The following is a 16,693-nucleotide window of genomic DNA, read 5'->3' on the forward strand; positions in this document are numbered from 1 at the left end:
TTGCGGGCCGCCTTGGTCCGATGTTCGGACCCGCCCTGTTGGGGTGGTGCGTCTGTGGCACCCTGCTCAGTCGGGGTCGAGCAGCCGGTGATCTTGAACTACTACTGCATTGCGGCCGCTGTGCTGGTGGGGGGCGTCGCGGGGCTCGGCGCGGTGCGGTGGCTGCGTGCTGGTCTGGGGGGCGCACGGGTTGTCGGGCGTGCGGCGGGCGTGGGTTTCGCCGGCACGGTGGTGCTGGGTGCCGGGGCGCTGCTCATCACCGGTGTGGACGGGTTCACACTGATCCATGTGGCCTATGTGGTGGGGACCGTCGGGGTGCCGCTGGCCGGGGGCATCGTGCTGGTGGGGGCGCAGCCGCGGCCCTGGGGTGTCACGGCTGTGTGCGTGGTCGCGCTGGCTGCCATTCCGGTCGGCGTGTATGCGACCTATGTGGAGCCGTTCTGGCTGCGGGTGGAGACGGTGTCGCTGGCCGTGGATGGGTTGAACGGGGTGGACGGCGCGGACGGGCCGATCCGGATCGGCGTGCTGGCCGATCTGCAGACCACGGCGGTGGGTGAGTACGAGCGCGATGTGGTGGAGCGGTTGCTGGGTTTCGAGCCCGACATCGTGCTGCTGCCGGGTGACCTGTACCAGTTCGACGCTGGGCTGTTCGACGAGCGGGCGCCGGGGTTCACGGAGCTGGTCAGGCGAATTGTGGGCGAGGTGCCGCTGGTGTACCTGGTGAGCGGCAACACCGACACCGTTGCGGGGCTGCGCCGGATCACCGAGGGCACTGGCGCGAGGGTGCTCGACAACGAGATCGACACGTTCGAGCTCAAGGGGGTGTCGGTGTGGGTGGGCGGAACGACGCTGTTCGGCGACGATGCGGCGGCTCGGCGGATGGCGAGGCGACTGGCTGGTGGCGAGCAGGGGCTGACCGGTGATGGTGTGGGACTAGCCGGCGGCGGCGATGGCGACAGCGATGGCGGCGGCGACGGAGGGTCGGCCGGCGTGCGGACGGGTCTGGGCGTGCGGACGGGTCTGGGCGTGCGGACGGGTCCGGGCGTGCGGACGGGTCCGGGCGTGCGGACGGGTCCGGGCGTGCGGACGGGTCCGGGCGTGCGGATTCTGATCGGGCACAAGCCGGACGCCATCGAGCTGGTGCGGCAGACGCCGGTCGATCTGGTGGTTTCCGGTCACACGCACGGCGGGCAGGTGTCGCTGCCGCTGTTCGGCCCCCCGCTGACGTTGACCGGCGTGCCCCGGCATGTGGCGGCGGGCGGGCTGCACGAGCTGCACGGGACGCCGATCTACGTGTCGACCGGAGTGGGGCGTGAACGCGGCAACGCCCCGCAGCTGCGATTGGGCGTGCGCCCCTCGATCGGCATCATCGATCTGGTGGCTGGCGACCGATGAGCCGTTTCGTATTCGTGTGACACCCCCTCCGTACGGTTGTTCCCATGTTGAGGAACGCCCCTGGCGGGGCCGGACGGGCTGGCGAGGCGGGTGCTGTGGGCGCTGCCGACGATGATGCTGTGGGCGCATCCGCTGAGCTCTTCTCCGCCGGTGACACGTCCGCCAACCACGCCCGTGCAGAACACCTTGTCACCGGCTCCGCCCAATCGACCCAACTCGCATCGCCCAAACCGAGGTCGCCGTTGCCTCACCAGCTCCGGCCGTCTCGCGAACTTGGCTACCCCGACCGGTCCGGCCTGTCTGTTCGGCCTGATTCGCCCGAGCGGTTGTCGCTGTCCCGGTTGGGTGGTGCGGCGTTGGCCGGGTTGGGGCGCGATGCGCTGTTGGGTGTGCTGGGCGACATCGAGCGGGTCGCGAATCGGCTGGCGGGGTATCGGGCCGAGGTACTGGGCGCGCTGGATGCGCTGAGCCGCTCTGGTGTTGCACCTGATGTTGCGCCGCATCTGTCGTTGCGCGATGCGGCGGGGGTGTCCGAGCGTGACGCCCGCAAGATGGTGCGTGGCGCTGAGAAGGCCCGCGAACACGATGGGGTGCTGGAGGCGCTGTCAGTGGGGGATATCAACGCTGCCCAGGCCGAGGCGCTGTGCGACGCGCGTGTGCCTGATGGGGTGCGCGCCGAACTGGTGGCGGCTGCCGCGGCCGGCGAGGACACCGACGCCACGCGTCGGCGGGTGCGCCGGGCCGAGGCCGACCACTCAGTGGAGACCCCGATGGAGCGCTTCGAGCGGCAGCGCCGGTCTCGCGGCGCGGGCTGGCAGCGAGACCACGAGGGGATGCTGCGCCTGTGGGCCAAGCTCGACCCCGAGGTCGGCGCCGCGGTCGAGGCCGGCCTGGAGGCGCTGCGCCGCCAGTACTGGCTCAACGACAAACAAGTGCGCAACGGCCGTCGCACACCCGCCCAACGAGACGCCGACGTGCTCGCCTACGCGCTCGCGGGCATCACCCTCACCGACACCGACACAGCAGCCGTCGACCGGCTGCGTGCCCTCGCCCTCCCAGACAGCCACCTCCCCGATCAGCCGGTTGGCAACGACGACGCAGCGATCGGGCGGAGGCTGCCTCCGGCGCAGATCAGCGTGCTGATCGGCCTCGACGCCCTGCGCGGCCAGACCGACGAGATGGGCCTCACCGACGCCAGGGTCGAGCTGCCGCCCCACATCGTGCGACGACTGGCCTGCGACGCCGAGATCATCCCCATGATCCTCGGCGGCCCCGGCGGGCCCGCCGACGCCGGCCGAGCCCGCCGCACCGTGCCGCTGCGGCTGCGACGGCTGCTCATCGCCCGCGACAGACACTGCCAATGGCCCGGCTGCAACCAGCCGCCCTCACGCTGCGATGCCCACCACATCCACCACTGGACCGACGGCGGCCCCACCGACCTCGACAACCTGGTGCTGCTGTGCCACACCCACCACCATCACCTCCACCAGCACGGCCACAAGATGATCCCCCAACCCGACGGCGCCTGGACCACCACCACAGCGACAGAACCCGAACCTGCAAACGCAAAACGAACCGGCAGCGCCCGACCCCGAGCGCCCTAGACCCGCACCGCGGCTCCGAGGTCCGTGAAGCCGCGACGGGCTGCGAGGCCCGCGAACCGACACCGGACAGATAGCTCACGCAAAGTGCACTTCGGCAACGAGGAGTTGCCAAGTGGCGAATCCATCGATGCGTGACGAGTGGGGCGCGAGCCTGTATCACGTCAGAAGTGATGGGATTCGTGGCGGGACCACGAATCAGGCAGACTTCGAGGGCAGCCCTCTTGGGGATGTGTGCCGATTTTGCCCTCGTAGCTCAGGGGATAGAGCGTCGGTTTCCTAAACCGTGCGTCGCAGGTTCGAATCCTGCCGAGGGCGCCAGGCGTGTTCGACGAGGCCCCAGGCGCCGTCGGTGTTGTGGCCGACTCAGCCCAGCAGCGTGTTCAGGGTTGATGTCAGCACGACCGCGGTCTCGGTGGCGGACAGGGCACGGTGGCGGCGGAGGTAGTCGATCGAGTCGAGTTGAACCAGCAAGTCGCCGGCCGCGAGCACGGCGTCACGGTCGGCCGGCGGACGGGAGGCGAGCTCGGGGGCGAACTGCAGCTCGAACTGTTCTCGCAGCTCGTCGCGGACCGTGGCGAGCTGGTCGCTGATGCGGGGCAGCCGGTGAGCATGAGCCAGCGTCGCCCGGTACACCGGGCCGAACGTGTCGTAGAGGCGCAGCCGCATGGCTACGAAGGCGTCGATGCGGGCAGCTAGTGGGCCCTCGCCGATGGCGTGCAGGTGGGCGACGGGGACGGCAAGTTCCCGGTTTCGCCTGATGGTGGCCTCGAGCAGCTCGCCCGGATCAGCGAAGTAGCGGTACAGGGACCGCAACGACAGGCCCGACCGGCTCGCTGCCTGCTCCATGGTGGGGAACAGCCACTCCTCGGCGAACATCTCGAGTACGACATCGAGGACGGCGTCGATATTCCGCTCACGCCGCGCAACCCGGCCGTCCACGGGCTCCGCGTCATGAACACCGGCATCAGGCGACGGCACCGTGCCAGTCGACGCCCGATCAGTCATGACTCAGCAGTCGCAGCATCTCGCGGGCGACCATCGGCGCTGCGTTCTGGTTCTGGCCGGTCACGAGGTTGCCGTCGACTACCCAGTGGTTGGCGAGCGGGTCCCGGAACCGGGTCACGCTCTCGAACAGGGCGCCGGCTTTGCGCAGCTCGGTCTCGGGATGCTGGGGCGTGGAGGTGATCCGCAATTCTCGGACCTGCTTGTCGGTCACTGCCGTCACCCGGCGGCCCTCGACCAGCGGGCTGCCGTCGGCGGCCTTGGCCTGCAGCAGTCCCAGCGGGCCGTGGCACACGCCGCCGATCACACTGCCCTGCTCGTCGGCTTCGGTGATCTTGCGGCCGAGCTCCTCGGAGAACCCGAGGTCGAATGCAGCTCCCCAGCCGCCCGCCAGGTAGACGACGTCGTAGTCGGCAACGTCGAGGTCGCCGACGGCCAGTGACTCCTGCACCTTGCCTCTGAAGACTTCGTCGGCGAGGAAGCGATCGCAGGCCTCGGTGCGCAGTGGGGCGCGCAGCGACTGCGGGTCCACCGGGATGACGCCGCCCTTGGGGCTGGCGACATCCACCGACATGCCGGCATCGGCGAACGCGTAGTACGGCACCGTCATCTCGCTGGCGAACACCCCGGTCGGCTTGCCGATGTCCAGCACGCCATGATTCGTGGCGACAATCAGCGCCCGCCGGCCGCTGACGTCAACATCAATCGACTCAACGTCGTCGGGATGCATGCCGAGCCGCTGCAGCACCTTGCGAAGCGCACGAGCGGGCGGGCGAACCCTGACTGATCCGCTCATCGTCGAGCTGCCAGTGCCTCCGCCGGGCTGCCGCATCGCGTACGGCCACGGCTGATTGCGCTCGGGCACGGCCCGGGCTCGCTCGTCGGCCAGACGTGCCGTCATCTCTGCGAACACCTCGGCCGCGGTCGGGTCGCGCCAGCGGTTGTGCGCCTCGACCGGGTCGGCATCGAGGTCGTACAGCTCCCACTGATCGGGCAGCGGCTCGGTGCGGTACACCTCTCCTGCCGGGCCGTCGGCTGCAAGATGCCGTACGCCCGGCTGCGTCCACGTCGCCGGATCGTCAAACGTGCGGACGATCTTCCACAAGTGCCCTGCGCCGGTAGACCCGGCACCGTCGCCGCCACCGTCCGCGGCTGCGACAGGCCAAGCGTCGCCAGCATCAGCAGCAGGCCGGGCCTCGCCGACACCGGCATCAGGTGGAGCGTCACCAATCCGGCACACGAGGCTCTCGAAGTTGGCGCCGACGTGGGCCGGCACCTGGATGCGCAGCGGCGGGGGCGTTCTTCCCATCCGCCGGGCCATCGCACTGGCACCCGAATCGCCCTCGGGCATGTTGTCGCGGGTCATCAGGTACACCTGACGCTCCCGGTCCGGCTCCGCAACGCCGTCGACCACGTCCATCAGGTCACGGCCGGGCAGCGGGTGCACCTCTGAATGGGTGCTCCGCAGCTCGGCCGCCGCCGATGCTGTATCGATGCCCGCCGCCCCGAGCAACGTCGGCACCAGATCCACATGAGACGTCGGCGCATCGTCGACGACCCGGCCCGCCGTCGCCTGCGAGCCGATCCTGGCGATCACGAACGGCACCCGCGTCGCCTCGTCGTAGAGGTTGAACCACTTCTGGTGCAGCCCGCCGTGCGCACCCAGCAGCTCGCCATGATCCGACGTGCGCACCAGCACCGCTTCATCGGAGCCGCCTTCGGTCACCGCCCGGCGCACCCGGTCGAGCGGACCATCGACCTCGGCATGGAGCCGGTAGTAGAGGCTGCGGTACTCGGCCGCCTGGTTGCGGTACACCCGGTCGACGGCCGGCGCCAGCCCGTAGGTGGTCGGGTACGACGCCCGGAAGGCGATCTGTGCCGCCGGCTTGGTGGACAGGTCCTCGTCGTCGGTGGGCGACGGCGGGATCGGCGGCGGATCGGCGTCGCTGGCGGCCAGCGGGTTGTCGGGGCCGCGGCGGCCGAGCCATGCCGGGGCGAACACGATGTCATGGGGATTCACGAAGCTGGCCACCAGCAGGAACGGCCGCAGTGCTGCCTCGTCGCCGGCCCGGCGGCGGGCATAGCGATCCTCCAGCCACGCGACCACCCGGTCGGCGAACAGGGGGTCGCGCACGAGCCCGCTGTCTGCCGGTCGCCCGCCGTGGGGCTCAGGGCCGATCCAGCCCGAGAAGCCGAACGGGCCGAGCGGGTCGGCATCGAGGTACGCCTGCTCGGCAGCGGCGTCGACCACGCCCTCGTCGTCGTTGGTGTCCAGCCGCGCTCCCGTATGGATCAAGTCGGCATGGCTCATGTGCCACTTGCCCTGGTAGTGCGTGTCGTAGCCGCCCGCCCGGAACCAGTGGCCCAGCGTGGGCACCTCACCCGGCCGCAGCCAGCGCATCCTGCTGTCATCGGCCATCTTGCCGAGACCGTTGGTCTGGGTGACGCCATGCACGTCGGGGTACTGACCGGTGAAGAGCGTCGGCCGGCTCGGCACGCAGGCGATCGACCCCGTGTAGTGGCGTTCGAACGACACGCCGTGGTCCTCGAACCAGGCGGCGGCGCCGAGACGCCGACGCCACGCCCGCACCTCGGCCGGCTCGTAGTGCGGCGCGGCACGCTCCTGATCGGTCATCAAGATGATCACGTCGGGGCGCGCAGTCATGACGCCGACACCTGCCTGTCACGTCGCAGCATGACCCGGACAGTCCGACGACGAAGCAGATCCGTCACGAAGAAAACCCTTCGTCCAAGCTCAGGCCCAGCGTCGGCAGGGCATCTGCACGCCGACATCGCGGCTTCACGGAGTGGACCCTCGTACATGGAGATCAAGGCCCTCCAGCATCTGGTCGGACACCTTCGAGAGCTGGCGGGCCAGTCCCTTCGCCACCAGCTTCTGCGGTGGGCGTGACCCCGCGTCGACAGCCGTGGTGAGCGACACCACCGTGCGGGGACCCCGCTCGTCAAGGTGCCACGTGCTCTGCAGCGACCGGACGACAGGCAGCCCTTCGATGACATAGCCGAGCCGTTCGCCGGGCTGCCACTCGACCACCCGCTCCACCAGCGTTCTGCGCCCGGCCTGGATGCGCCGCACCGTGCCGACGCCCTCGGTCTGGGCGCTCAGCAGGCACGAGTGATCGACGTTCGGGGCCCAGCGGACGATCTCCCCGAAGTCCGCCAGCGCATCCCACACCTCGGCGGCGGCGACCGGGATCGCCAGCGTGGTGGTTGTCTCGGTCACGCCCGCAACCCTAGCGGCGATCCCATCTATTGTCCTTGAGACTGGCAATTGTTTGGCTGACGCGGCTGGCGACGCTGAGCAGCGACGCATCTGCCCAGGCGCATCGCGGTGAGCACGGGCGAGGCGGGCCGTACGGCGCCAGCGGACCCAGATGTGCGAACGCCGGCACGAAGGCAGCGCGCAGACAGGCGAATGCCGCAGACACACCCGGTAGAAGCGCGGGCAGCCGGCGCCGACGGCAACATGGAGCCCCAGCGAACCGGAGGACGCCATGCACGTCAGCGCAACACTGCCCCAGCACAACCTGCCAGCCTTGCCCGACGAGGTGCGGCGGATCGAGGCCGACGGGTACGACAGCGTCGTCACGATGGAGAACCGCCACGAGCCGTTCATCCCGCTGGCGATCGCGGCGGTCAACAGCGAGCGGGTGAAGCTCGCCACCAGCGTGGCGATCAGCTTCCCCCGCAGCCCGATGGTGACGGCATCGACGGCGTGGGATCTGCAGGCAGCCTCGAACGGGCGGTTCGTGCTCGGCATCGGCAGCCAGGTCAAGGGCCACAACGAGCGGCGGTTCAGCGTGCCGTGGTCGGCGCCGGCGCCCCGCATGGCCGAGTACGTGCAAGCGATCCGGGCCATCTGGCACACATGGTCGACGGGCGAGCGGCTCAGCTACGACGGCGAGCACTACCAGTTCTCGCTGATGACGCCCAACTTCACGCCCGAACCGCTCGACGGCCCGACTCCGCCGATCATGATCGCTGCGGTCGGCCCCGCCATGCTGCGGGTGGCCGGCCAGCACTGCGACGGGGTCCGCCTGCACGGCTTCTGCACGCCCGACTACTTGAGACGTCAAGTCATGCCCGAGCTGCAGACCGGACTCGACCGGGCCGGCCGCAGCCGAAGCGACTTCTGGGTGACCGGCGGTGGGTTCATCTGCACCGGCCCCGACGACGAGACCGTCGACCGCATGGTCGAGTGGGTGCGCTACCGGATCGGCTTCTACGGCAGCACCCGGGCGTACTGGCCGGTGCTCGAGCAGCACGACCTCGGCGATCTGGGCGAGAAGCTCAATCACCTGTCCCGCAACGACGGCTGGGGCCAGATGGCCGGCTGCGTCGACGACGACGTGGTGAGGCTGTTCGCCGCCGTGGGACGCCATGACCAGATCGCCGGCGCCATTGCCGAGCACTTCGACGGGCTGGTCGACGAGGTCAACGCGTCGGTTGCCATGGACATCGGCGCGGATCTGCCGCCCGACGTGATCCAGGACATCCAGGCGATCCCCACCGACGGCAGTTGAGCCCAAGGTTCGCGTCACAGGCCCCTGCGAGACTGCGTGTCACCTCAACGGAAGGAGCGGCAATGCCAGACACATCAGAAGCCATCGTGGAAGTCCGCGACTACACGATCGATCCGGAGTGGTTCGAGGCCTACAAGGAGTGGGCCGCCGAGCACGCGGCGCCGTGGCTGCGGGAGAACCTCGACGTCATCGATTTCTGGGTCGACGATGGGCACGAGCCCGAGGTCGCCGGGTCCGACCCGCAGGTGTCACCCCACGGCCAGCCCAACGTGTGCTGGATCATCCGGTGGGCCAGCCGGGCCGCCCGCGAGGAGGGGTTCCGGTCGACGCTCGGCAGCCAGGAGTGGCAGGACGTCTGGGCCAAGCACCCCAACCCGAACGCCTACCTGCACCTCAACGTGCGCTTCATGAAAGCGGCCTGAGCCAGCGGCCAGCGAGGCCGCGGCCTTGAGCCGCAGCGGCAGGATGGCTGCGGGGGCGGGCCGAGGTCAGAATTGCTGCAGGACTGACGAGCGGCTCACGGTGATCGGGCGGGTCGTGGGCGGCGTGTTGCGGCTGCGGCCCACGAAGCGGGGCACGCCGTCGGTGACCACGGCACCCACTGCGACCATGTCGCCGTTCTTCATGGCATCGAGCGCGGTGTCCTTGGTGCCGCCGAGCGGGGCGTCGATCACGATCAGGTCGGCGTCGCGGCCGACAGCGATCGTGCCGTTGTTCAGGCCGAACATCCGGGCCACGTTGCCGGTGGCGGCGCCGATGAGATGAACGACATCCAGGTCGCTGACGGCGGCCATGTGGATGATCGTGTAGAGCATCCCGAGCGGCATGATGCCGCTGCCGGTGGGGGTGTCGGTGCCGATCAGCAGCCGGTCGAAGGCGTCATGGCGATGTGCGGCTTCGGCGGCGAGGATGCCGGTGCGCAGGTTGCCCGCAGCACAGACCTGCATGCCGATCTCGGTCTTGGCAATCATGTCGTAGTAGCGGTCTTCGATGGCGACCGGACCGCCGTTGATGTGGAACGAGATGTCGGGGTTGATGTCGAGCACGTCCTCGCCGGTCACTGGGAACGTGCCGGGGATCGAGCAGCCACCGGTGTGCAATGTGGTGACGAGGCCGGCTTCCTTGGCCATGGCCACCAGCTCGACGTAGTCCTTGGCGCCCTCCACGTCGCCGAAGCCGGCTTTGCAGAGCCAGACTCCGTCGGCCCGGACGGCTGCGAAGTCGTCGGGTTCCAGTCCCGGCTCGAGCAGCAGCGACCCGGCATGAACCCGCATGCCGCCGGGCCGGAAGTTCTCGTAGCACTTATGAGCAGCCACCGCGAGGGCCTTCACGCCGGCCAGGTCGTGCGGCCGGCCCGGGATGTGTACCTCGCCCGCTGACAGCGCCGTCGTGGTGCCGCCGTGCAGGTAGCTCTCGAGGTAGCCGACCGTGTTCTGACGTGGCGTGAAGTCGCCGAACGCCACGTGCACGTGCGAGTCGATCAGCCCCGGCGCCACCGTGGCTCCGGCCGCATCGATCACCACGTCGCAATAGTCGAACTCTTCGGCCACGCCGCCGGATGTGCCGATCCACGAGATCAACCCACCGTCGGTCACCACGGTGTTGGCATCGATGAAGGGCTCGCGCCAGTCGCCGCTCAACAGACTGCCGATGTTGATGATCGCCGTCCGCATCAGGTCAGCCCGTCCTCGTCCGCCGCATCATGATGCTCAACCTTCCGACATGATGATGGCCGCAGTTGGCGAGGCGGCTCGTCGTCATCTCGACAGCCAGCACAGGGCCGATGTTGACCGTCACGCACATCAGGTCAAACCGTCCTCGCCGACTGCGTCTTCGATGCTCAAGCCGCCGACTCGGTGGTGGGGGCGGCCGCGGTTGGCGAAGCAGCAGATCACGGCGATCTCGTCGGCCAGCGGGGCGTCGTGCAGCGTGACGCTCATGGCGTCGTAGTGCGAGCGCACATACAACGCATCCTTGTACGCCAGCGGGATGTCGATGGACGCCCCGGGCTGCGCCCGCTTGGTGGCCGAGGAGATCCAGGCCGATCCGCCGCCGGCCGCCTCGCGCAGCACGTTGCCGTACGGCGTGGTCAGCAGCGCCACGCCGTGCTCCTGCTCGCCGTCGAGCCCGACGATGGCGGCCTTGCCGTAGCTCATGACCGTGTAGGGCTGCATCTGCTCCACCGCCAGCGCCGAGATCTCTTGGCCGAGCTCGACGCTGGCCTCGTAGTAGGGCGACAGGTCCTGAACATGGCGGCCCGCGTAGTCGTTCTTCACGACCGCGACGACTGCCACCTTGCGCAGCACCGGATCGACGTCGACCCCCGCCTCGCTGCGAGTGTCCTCGACGAACGTCATCATCTTGCGGATCTCCATCAGCGGCTCTCCCAGTCGGCGTCGTTGCCCTCGAGCATCCTGTCCAGCAATCGGTCGGCGCCGTCCCAGTCGTAGGTGCGGAAGCTGTGGCCCTGGGTCACGAACTGGGCGCCGGCGTAGAACATCTCGTACTGCGTGTGGCGGCTGGCGAACTCCGAGCCGATGGCATCCCACGCCAGCTTCAGGAACTTCATCCGCTCGTACGCGCCCTCGCCCTCGCGTGCCGACACCAGTGTGCTGTCGAGCACCGACGCCACTTCAGGACTCGACAGGTCGGCCGACGACGACGGCAGCATGATCAGCCCGCCACCGGCAAGCTCGCGGATCTCGGTGATCAGCGCCGGGTACAGGGCCTGCGTGGTGACCTGCGCGGAGTACAGCAGGTGCCGGTTGGGCACGTAGTACTCGCCGACATGACTGCCGCTGGCCTCCATGCCGAACAGCAAGCCCTCGACCGTCGCCACCCGGGCGGCAAGCTCGCCGAGCTTGGTCTGCACCATGTTCAACGTGCCGATGGTCTCGGTGAGCCGCCGGGCCACTGCCAGCAGGAACCGCAGCTTGACCACCAGCCGCACCTGCGCTTGGTAGTTCTGGTACACGTGCCCCGGCGTGTCGTGGAACTGCCGCCGGCACATGTCGGTGTCGCGGTACACGAAGACCCGCTCCCACGGCACCGTGACGTAGTCGAAGTAGATGATGGCGTCGTTCTCGTCGAACCGGTGCGACAGCGGGTTGTCGAACGGGCTGACCGCATGCTGCTCGAAGCTCTTGCGTGACACGATCGTGACGCCGGGCGTGTCGAGCGGCAGGGCGAATGAGATCGCCAGATCCTCCTCGCCCGACTGCAGCGGCTGCAGGTTCGCGACGAAGACCTCCTCGGCCATGATCGAGCCGGTCCCCAGCATCTTCGCCCCGCGCACCACCGGCCCATCCGGCCCCTCGTCGACGATGCGGGCAGTGATCTGCTTCGACTGGTCGCCCCACGCCTTGGACCGGTCGCCCTGAGGGTTGATGATCACGTACGTCAGGAAGATGTCGTTGGCCCGGGCCCACTCGTAGTAGTCCCAATAGGCCTTGGCGCAGCGGGGGTTGTGCTCTTCGAACAGCTCAAGGTTCATGAGCTGGCCCGACACGGCGCACGCCAGATGATCGGGCGAGCGGCCCATGTAGCCGGCATGCAGTTCGGCCCAGGCCGTCATGGCAACACGCTTGGCCACCAGGTCCTCGTACGAGCGAGGCATGTGCCACGCACGGTTGGCCCGCCGCCCGTCGCCGATGTCGAACGTCATCAGTTCCTGATTCGCAGCCTGGAAGTCGTACAGGCCGGCGATCGCCCGGCAGCTCTCGGCGAATGCCGGATGCTCCGCGACCCGCTTGATCAGCTCGCCGTCGAGGTACACCTGCCGGTCGGTGTCGAGCGCAGCCAGGTGTGCCTGCCCGTCCTTCACCGCCAGCGTCATGCCAGAACACTAAGAGGCTCAGCCGGTCAGCACATATGCCAGAGCTGTGGAGGCGGCAGGAAACTCGGCGACGTTGCGACCAGCTGGATCGCTGGTCGTCGAGGGTCCTGCCGCCTCCGCAGCGGGCGCACCTCACCGCGCGGCTCCGAAGCGGCAGCAAGTCAGTTCATCGGCACCAGCTCGGCGGTGCCGAAGACCACGCGGAAGCGGACGCACCAGACCGACACGGTGTTGTAGCGGTCAAGATCGATGCCCGCGGGAACCACATAGTTCTGCGCCCCGATGTTGCCCTTCAGGTCGCCCAAGTCGATGAAGTCGTCCACGAGGTCGCCGACCGATGCGTCCGGACCCGCCGTGTGCAGGTACACGTTCAGATCGGGACCGTTGTCGGTGGCGAAGTCGTCGTCGAACCGCAGGAAGGTCTGCGTGCCGTCGGTGAGCACCACCGCCGTCCCCTCGGCGGGGTGCGACCGGGGTCCGAAGCTGCCGACATAGGCAACCCGGACGGCCGGTTCAGCCTCCGTGGTGGGCGGCGGAGCGGCCGCTGTGGTGGCCGGCGCGGTGGCCGCGGGTTCGTCCGCGTCGGCCGCCGATTCGCCGTCGCTCGTCGCGCCGGGCTTCGCAATCTTCTCGCCTGCGGGATCAGACTCGCCTCCCTCAGTCATCCCCGCCGACTCATCAGCATGTTCGCCCACCGACATCGACTGGTCGGTGACCGGCTGCTCGGACTCAGCGGTCTCGCCAGCGTCGCCGGCGGCAACGGCTGTCGTGGTGGCCGTGTCGAGCGCTTCGCTGATCAGCGCGTCGATGTCGGCCTCGACGGCGAACTCTGGGCCCTCCTCGTCGACCACCTCGTCCACGAAGATCAGGTGGAACGCAAAGACGAAGAAGACCAGGTAGATGCCGACCCCCACCACAGCGGCGAGTCCGGTGCCGAGCGCCCAGCGCCCGCCGGTGGATCGGGGTATCAGCCTTGACAGGAACCTCATGCAACTTCCCTCATGAATCCTCGTACTTCATGCCTCAACCGTAGGAGCCACGCGGACCGTCTCATGGTCAGGAGCTGTTCATGACCGGTGGCGCGACAAGATCAGCAGCGCACCCACCAGCACGAACACGCTGCCCGCCATGTACGGGATCGACACGAACCCGAACTCCCACGCGTACCGCACCGCGCACGGGCTGGTGATGCTGCACGTGGTGGCGCCCTCAAGATCCGGAAAGTGCTGCAGCAGGTAGTGCCACGTCGACATCGCAGCGCCCGCCACGCACATCGGCAGCCCGTAGCGGTACACGGTCCGGTCCCGGAACAGCAGCCCGACGATCAGCACCAGCGCCAGCGGGTACATGGCAATGCGCTGGAACCAGCACCAGCGGCACGGCTCCAGGTGGGCGATCTCCGACAGGTACAGCGAGCCGAGCGTGGCCGCAATCGCCAGCAGCGCAGCAGCCCCCACGACCGTCCGGGCACCCACGCCCGGCAGCCCGGGCCCGCTCGTGAGCCCGCCCCGCCGAGGACGCCCGCGGCGCCGAAGCGCAGCCGCCACCAGACCGAGCGTCGCGACATTGCAGCCGAGCGCAGCCACCGCAAACAGCCGGAGCATCTGATCAAGCGACACCGCCGCTCAGCGTGCCATACACGCCTGCAGGGCACCGCGCACGAAGCGTGGCGGCCAGCAGACACGGAAGGAGACGAACGCTCGCCCCCCGGCTCGGCCTTCTAGCTACGCGAGTGGTTCGGCCGATTCATCGGAATCCACAGCGACAAGAACCCCACGCTGGCAGCAACCAGGAAGAACACCAGCGCACGCTGGTAGTAGATGAGCGAACCAGGCCCAGAATCCTCGGTGAGCAACGCGAACAACGCGCCGATGCCGACGGCCGCGGCCGCATAGCGCAGCGTGTTGAACAGCCCGCTGACCTCGCCGAAGAAATTCTCGGGCACCGCCTTGAGCGCCACGCTGTTCAGCAGCGGCACGCACATGCCCCATCCCATGCCGAACAGGAAGATGCTGGGCGCCATCACGAACCAGTAGTTCGGACTGGTTCCGAGCGTCAGCACCATCCACCCAACCGAGGCGATCTGTATCGCCGCCCCGGTTCGGCAGAGCCGGATCGCCTGCCAGCGTTCCCCCAATCGGCTGAAGTAGACCGTCGAGAAACCCGCCGCAATCGGCCCGAGCGTCAGTGCCAGCCCGACGACGGCGATGTCGTAATTCCACACTTTCTGCAGGTACAGCGGCCACAGCAACCACAGCGACTGCGAGGAGATGCCGACGAGGAAGTTGGCCAACTGCGTCGTCCACACAGCACGGCGCCGCAGCAGGTGCAGGTTCAGCAACGGCTCGGGGTGGCGCAACGAGTTGACGACGAAGACCGCCAGCGCGACGACGCCGAGCCCGCCGAGTGCGAGGGCCACCGGCGACAGGAGGCCCCACTCCTTGCCCTGCATGAGGGGCGTCACGATGGCCAACAATGCCATCGTGCCAGCAGTCGCCCCGACGATGTCCAGCCGCTGACGCATCGGGGGCGTGGGCAGCTCGCGCAGCACCCGCAGGCCTACCACGAACAGCAGCGCCGCTATGGGGGCGCTCACGAAATACAGCACCCGCCAGCCCGCTACGGCCAGCACCAGCGTGGACACCTGCGGAGCAATGGCAGCAGCGAGCGGTCCTGACGCCGACCACAGCCCTACGGCAGTGGTCCGCCTGGACTCGGGGAACAGCGGCAGCACAAGACTCAATGAGGCCGGAAGGATGGCCGCGCCACTGATGGCTTGGAGCACCCGTGCCAGGTTCAGCGTCCATACGGTGGGCGCGATGGCGGAGAACACAGCAGACAGTGCGAACAGCGCCAGTCCGAGCTGGAAGATGCGCTTGCGGCCGATCCGATCGGCCAGACGGCCCGCCAACGGCAGGAATGCCGCCGTGCCGATCATGAAACCGGCGATGCCCCAGCCCACATCGGAGGTCGTGGCGCCTGCGAAACCGTCCCGGATCGAAGCCAGCGCCAGGTTGGAGGCAGTGCTGTTGAAACCCACCAGCACGGTGCCCATGGACGCAACCGCAAGCGCTCGCCACGCGGCGCCTGAGACGGGCTCAGGGGCGGCGGCCCGGCGGGCTGGGGATCTCGGCTGCTCAGGCGGCTCGGCAACTCGCGAAATCGCCGCCGGGACAGGTGCCGCGGCAACAACCGAGCCGTTGCGCCCCGCGTCATGATCAACGCGCTGGATGGCAGGTGTGCCCGCGTTTTCCTCGCTCGATTCCACCGGAGGGACTCGCGGAACGCGGGCCAAGTCAACCTGACCCGGTTCGACCTCGTCCCGCATCCGTACCAGCGTACGGCTCTGCGCTGGCTGCCAATCGCAGAAATCGAAAGCTGGTTAGAGAACCATCAGGAGCATCGCCGCCAGGCACGGCGCCCCAGCCGGCGAGAACCTGCCGGGGACGTGATCAACGACCGTGGAAGACCGGCTCGCGCTTGTCCACGAAGGCCTGCGCGGCTTCTTTGTGGTCGTCGGTCTGGCCGGTGTGGATGTGGTGGGCGGCCTCCATGTCGAGGCACTCGCCCATGTCACCGTGAACTGCCCGGTTCAGGTTCTCCTTCATGTACCGGTAGGCCACCGTGGGCCCGTTGGCCAGCCGCCGGGCGATGGCATCCACCTCGTCCATCAGGCTCTCGGCTTCGAAGACACCGTTCACCAGGCCCAGCGACAGCGCCTGGTCCATGTCGACCCGGTCGGACAGGAAGTACAGCTCACGCGCCTTGGCCGAGCCGATCAGCCGAGACATGAACCACGTGCCGCCGTAGTCGCCGCTGAAGCCCACCCGGGCGAACGCCGTGGTCATGATGGCGTTCGGCGAGGCATACCGCAGGTCACACGCCAGCGCCAGCGACAGGCCCGCACCAGCGGCAGCCCCGGGAATCGCCGCGATGGTCGGCTTGGGCATCTCGTACAGCTTCCCGGAGGTGTCCCGTTGGCTGCGGCGCTGGTTGTGCACCCGGGCGTCGTACTGCAGCGGGCTGCCGCCGCCCTCGCCGCCGGCGGCAGCCATGCCCTTTACATCGCCGCCGGCACAGAATGCGCCGCCCGCTCCGGTCAGCACCAGTGCCCCCACGTCGGAGGCCGTCTCGGCGTCGGCCAGCGCCGCCACCAGGCCCTCCATCATCGGCGTGGACATCGCGTTGCGACGGTCGGGGCGGTTCAGCGTGATGGTCATCACACCGTCGGCGATCTCGACGGCGATGTCGTCGGTTCCGGTGTCGAAGATTCGGTCAGTCATCATGTTCTCCTCGCTCAGCAAGCCCCCGCAGTA

The 16,693-nt window shown here is 68.6% G+C and carries 14 protein-coding genes, 1 tRNA gene and 1 pseudogene; 5 read left to right on the forward strand and 11 right to left on the reverse strand.

The features are described from left to right. The first annotated feature begins 87 nt into the window (after positions 1–87). The 3 genes from ACOGXE_RS06390 to ACOGXE_RS06400 all read left to right on the forward strand — a co-directional run bounded on the left by ACOGXE_RS06390 (position 88) and on the right by ACOGXE_RS06400 (position 3,317). Positions 88–1,395 carry a metallophosphoesterase gene (locus ACOGXE_RS06390; RefSeq protein WP_419933113.1) on the forward strand — a complete coding sequence of 436 codons (1,308 nt, stop codon included), beginning with the start codon at positions 88–90 and terminating at the stop codon, positions 1,393–1,395. 356 nt (positions 1,396–1,751) lie between these two features. Next, positions 1,752–2,999, forward strand: a complete 1,248-nt coding sequence (locus tag ACOGXE_RS06395; RefSeq protein ID WP_419933114.1) for a hypothetical protein — start codon at positions 1,752–1,754, stop codon at positions 2,997–2,999. Between the two features lie 242 nt (positions 3,000–3,241). Beyond that, positions 3,242–3,317 (forward strand) — tRNA-Arg (locus ACOGXE_RS06400). Positions 3,318–3,362: 45 nt separating this feature from the next. Here the strand turns inward: ACOGXE_RS06400 and ACOGXE_RS06405 are convergent. From ACOGXE_RS06405 to ACOGXE_RS06420, 4 genes and pseudogenes are all read right to left on the reverse strand, one after another. After that, positions 3,363–4,004 carry a TetR/AcrR family transcriptional regulator gene (locus tag ACOGXE_RS06405; protein ID WP_419933115.1) on the reverse strand — a complete coding sequence of 214 codons (642 nt, stop codon included), beginning with the start codon at positions 4,002–4,004 and terminating at the stop codon, positions 3,363–3,365. Then, positions 3,997–4,797, reverse strand: coding sequence for a type 1 glutamine amidotransferase domain-containing protein (locus ACOGXE_RS06410; protein ID WP_419933484.1), 801 nt, complete (start codon positions 4,795–4,797; stop codon positions 3,997–3,999). The genes ACOGXE_RS06405 and ACOGXE_RS06410 overlap by 8 nt, the downstream gene beginning before the upstream one ends. A gap of 6 nt (positions 4,798–4,803) precedes the next feature. Further along, positions 4,804–6,666 (reverse strand): annotated as a pseudogene (locus tag ACOGXE_RS06415) (sulfatase-like hydrolase/transferase); the annotation flags it as partial. Between the two features lie 135 nt (positions 6,667–6,801). After that, positions 6,802–7,242 carry an SRPBCC family protein gene (locus ACOGXE_RS06420; protein WP_419933116.1) on the reverse strand — a complete coding sequence of 147 codons (441 nt, stop codon included), beginning with the start codon at positions 7,240–7,242 and terminating at the stop codon, positions 6,802–6,804. A gap of 271 nt (positions 7,243–7,513) precedes the next feature. On the opposite strand from ACOGXE_RS06420, the gene ACOGXE_RS06425 reads away from it, so the two are divergent. Together ACOGXE_RS06425 and ACOGXE_RS06430 are read left to right on the forward strand one after the other, a co-directional pair. After that, positions 7,514–8,542 carry a TIGR03617 family F420-dependent LLM class oxidoreductase gene (locus ACOGXE_RS06425; RefSeq protein WP_419933117.1) on the forward strand — a complete coding sequence of 343 codons (1,029 nt, stop codon included), beginning with the start codon at positions 7,514–7,516 and terminating at the stop codon, positions 8,540–8,542. A gap of 62 nt (positions 8,543–8,604) precedes the next feature. Continuing rightward, positions 8,605–8,964, forward strand: coding sequence for a hypothetical protein (locus ACOGXE_RS06430; protein ID WP_419933118.1), 360 nt, complete (start codon positions 8,605–8,607; stop codon positions 8,962–8,964). A 66-nt stretch (positions 8,965–9,030) separates the two neighbouring features. Here ACOGXE_RS06430 and ACOGXE_RS06435 read toward each other — a convergent pair whose 3' ends face one another. The 7 genes from ACOGXE_RS06435 to ACOGXE_RS06465 form a co-directional block, all read right to left on the reverse strand. Beyond that, complete coding sequence (locus tag ACOGXE_RS06435) at positions 9,031–10,215, reverse strand: amidohydrolase family protein (protein ID WP_419933119.1); 1,185 nt, start codon at positions 10,213–10,215, stop codon at positions 9,031–9,033. A gap of 129 nt (positions 10,216–10,344) precedes the next feature. After that, positions 10,345–10,917: an amino acid synthesis family protein gene (locus ACOGXE_RS06440; protein ID WP_419933120.1), complete on the reverse strand. Its 573-nt coding sequence runs from the start codon at positions 10,915–10,917 to the stop codon at positions 10,345–10,347. Next, complete coding sequence (locus ACOGXE_RS06445) at positions 10,917–12,377, reverse strand: 4-hydroxyphenylacetate 3-hydroxylase family protein (protein ID WP_419933121.1); 1,461 nt, start codon at positions 12,375–12,377, stop codon at positions 10,917–10,919. The genes ACOGXE_RS06440 and ACOGXE_RS06445 overlap by 1 nt, the downstream gene beginning before the upstream one ends. A gap of 161 nt (positions 12,378–12,538) precedes the next feature. Further along, a complete protein-coding gene (locus ACOGXE_RS06450; RefSeq protein ID WP_419933122.1) occupies positions 12,539–13,366 on the reverse strand; it encodes a DM13 domain-containing protein in 828 nt (275 codons plus the stop codon). A 78-nt stretch (positions 13,367–13,444) separates the two neighbouring features. After that, a complete protein-coding gene (locus ACOGXE_RS06455) occupies positions 13,445–13,996 on the reverse strand; it encodes a disulfide bond formation protein B (RefSeq protein ID WP_419933123.1) in 552 nt (183 codons plus the stop codon). A gap of 101 nt (positions 13,997–14,097) precedes the next feature. Continuing rightward, entirely contained in the window at positions 14,098–15,432 is a 1,335-nt protein-coding gene (locus ACOGXE_RS06460) for an MFS transporter (protein ID WP_419933124.1), read from the reverse strand. 397 nt (positions 15,433–15,829) lie between these two features. After that, complete coding sequence (locus ACOGXE_RS06465) at positions 15,830–16,660, reverse strand: enoyl-CoA hydratase-related protein (protein ID WP_419933125.1); 831 nt, start codon at positions 16,658–16,660, stop codon at positions 15,830–15,832. Positions 16,661–16,693 lie beyond the last annotated feature (33 nt).

This window comes from Candidatus Poriferisodalis sp., from assembly GCF_965208555.1.
Classification (GTDB): domain Bacteria; phylum Actinomycetota; class Acidimicrobiia; order Acidimicrobiales; family Poriferisodalaceae; genus Poriferisodalis.

Bases quoted from the DNA above. Each gene is read 5' to 3' on its own strand.
- ACOGXE_RS06405 (WP_419933115.1), bottom strand. From the start codon at position 4,004: ATGACTGATCGGGCGTCGACTGGCACGGTGCCGTCGCCTGATGCCGGT.
- ACOGXE_RS06410 (WP_419933484.1), bottom strand. From the start codon at position 4,797: ATGAGCGGATCAGTCAGGGTTCGCCCGCCCGCTCGTGCGCTTCGCAAG.
- ACOGXE_RS06425 (WP_419933117.1), top strand. From the start codon at position 7,514: ATGCACGTCAGCGCAACACTGCCCCAGCACAACCTGCCAGCCTTGCCC.
- ACOGXE_RS06430 (WP_419933118.1), top strand. From the start codon at position 8,605: ATGCCAGACACATCAGAAGCCATCGTGGAAGTCCGCGACTACACGATC.
- ACOGXE_RS06435 (WP_419933119.1), bottom strand. From the start codon at position 10,215: ATGCGGACGGCGATCATCAACATCGGCAGTCTGTTGAGCGGCGACTGG.
- ACOGXE_RS06440 (WP_419933120.1), bottom strand. From the start codon at position 10,917: ATGGAGATCCGCAAGATGATGACGTTCGTCGAGGACACTCGCAGCGAG.
- ACOGXE_RS06445 (WP_419933121.1), bottom strand. From the start codon at position 12,377: ATGACGCTGGCGGTGAAGGACGGGCAGGCACACCTGGCTGCGCTCGAC.
- ACOGXE_RS06450 (WP_419933122.1), bottom strand. From the start codon at position 13,366: ATGAGGTTCCTGTCAAGGCTGATACCCCGATCCACCGGCGGGCGCTGG.
- ACOGXE_RS06460 (WP_419933124.1), bottom strand. From the start codon at position 15,432: ATGGGCACCGTGCTGGTGGGTTTCAACAGCACTGCCTCCAACCTGGCG.
- ACOGXE_RS06465 (WP_419933125.1), bottom strand. From the start codon at position 16,660: ATGACTGACCGAATCTTCGACACCGGAACCGACGACATCGCCGTCGAG.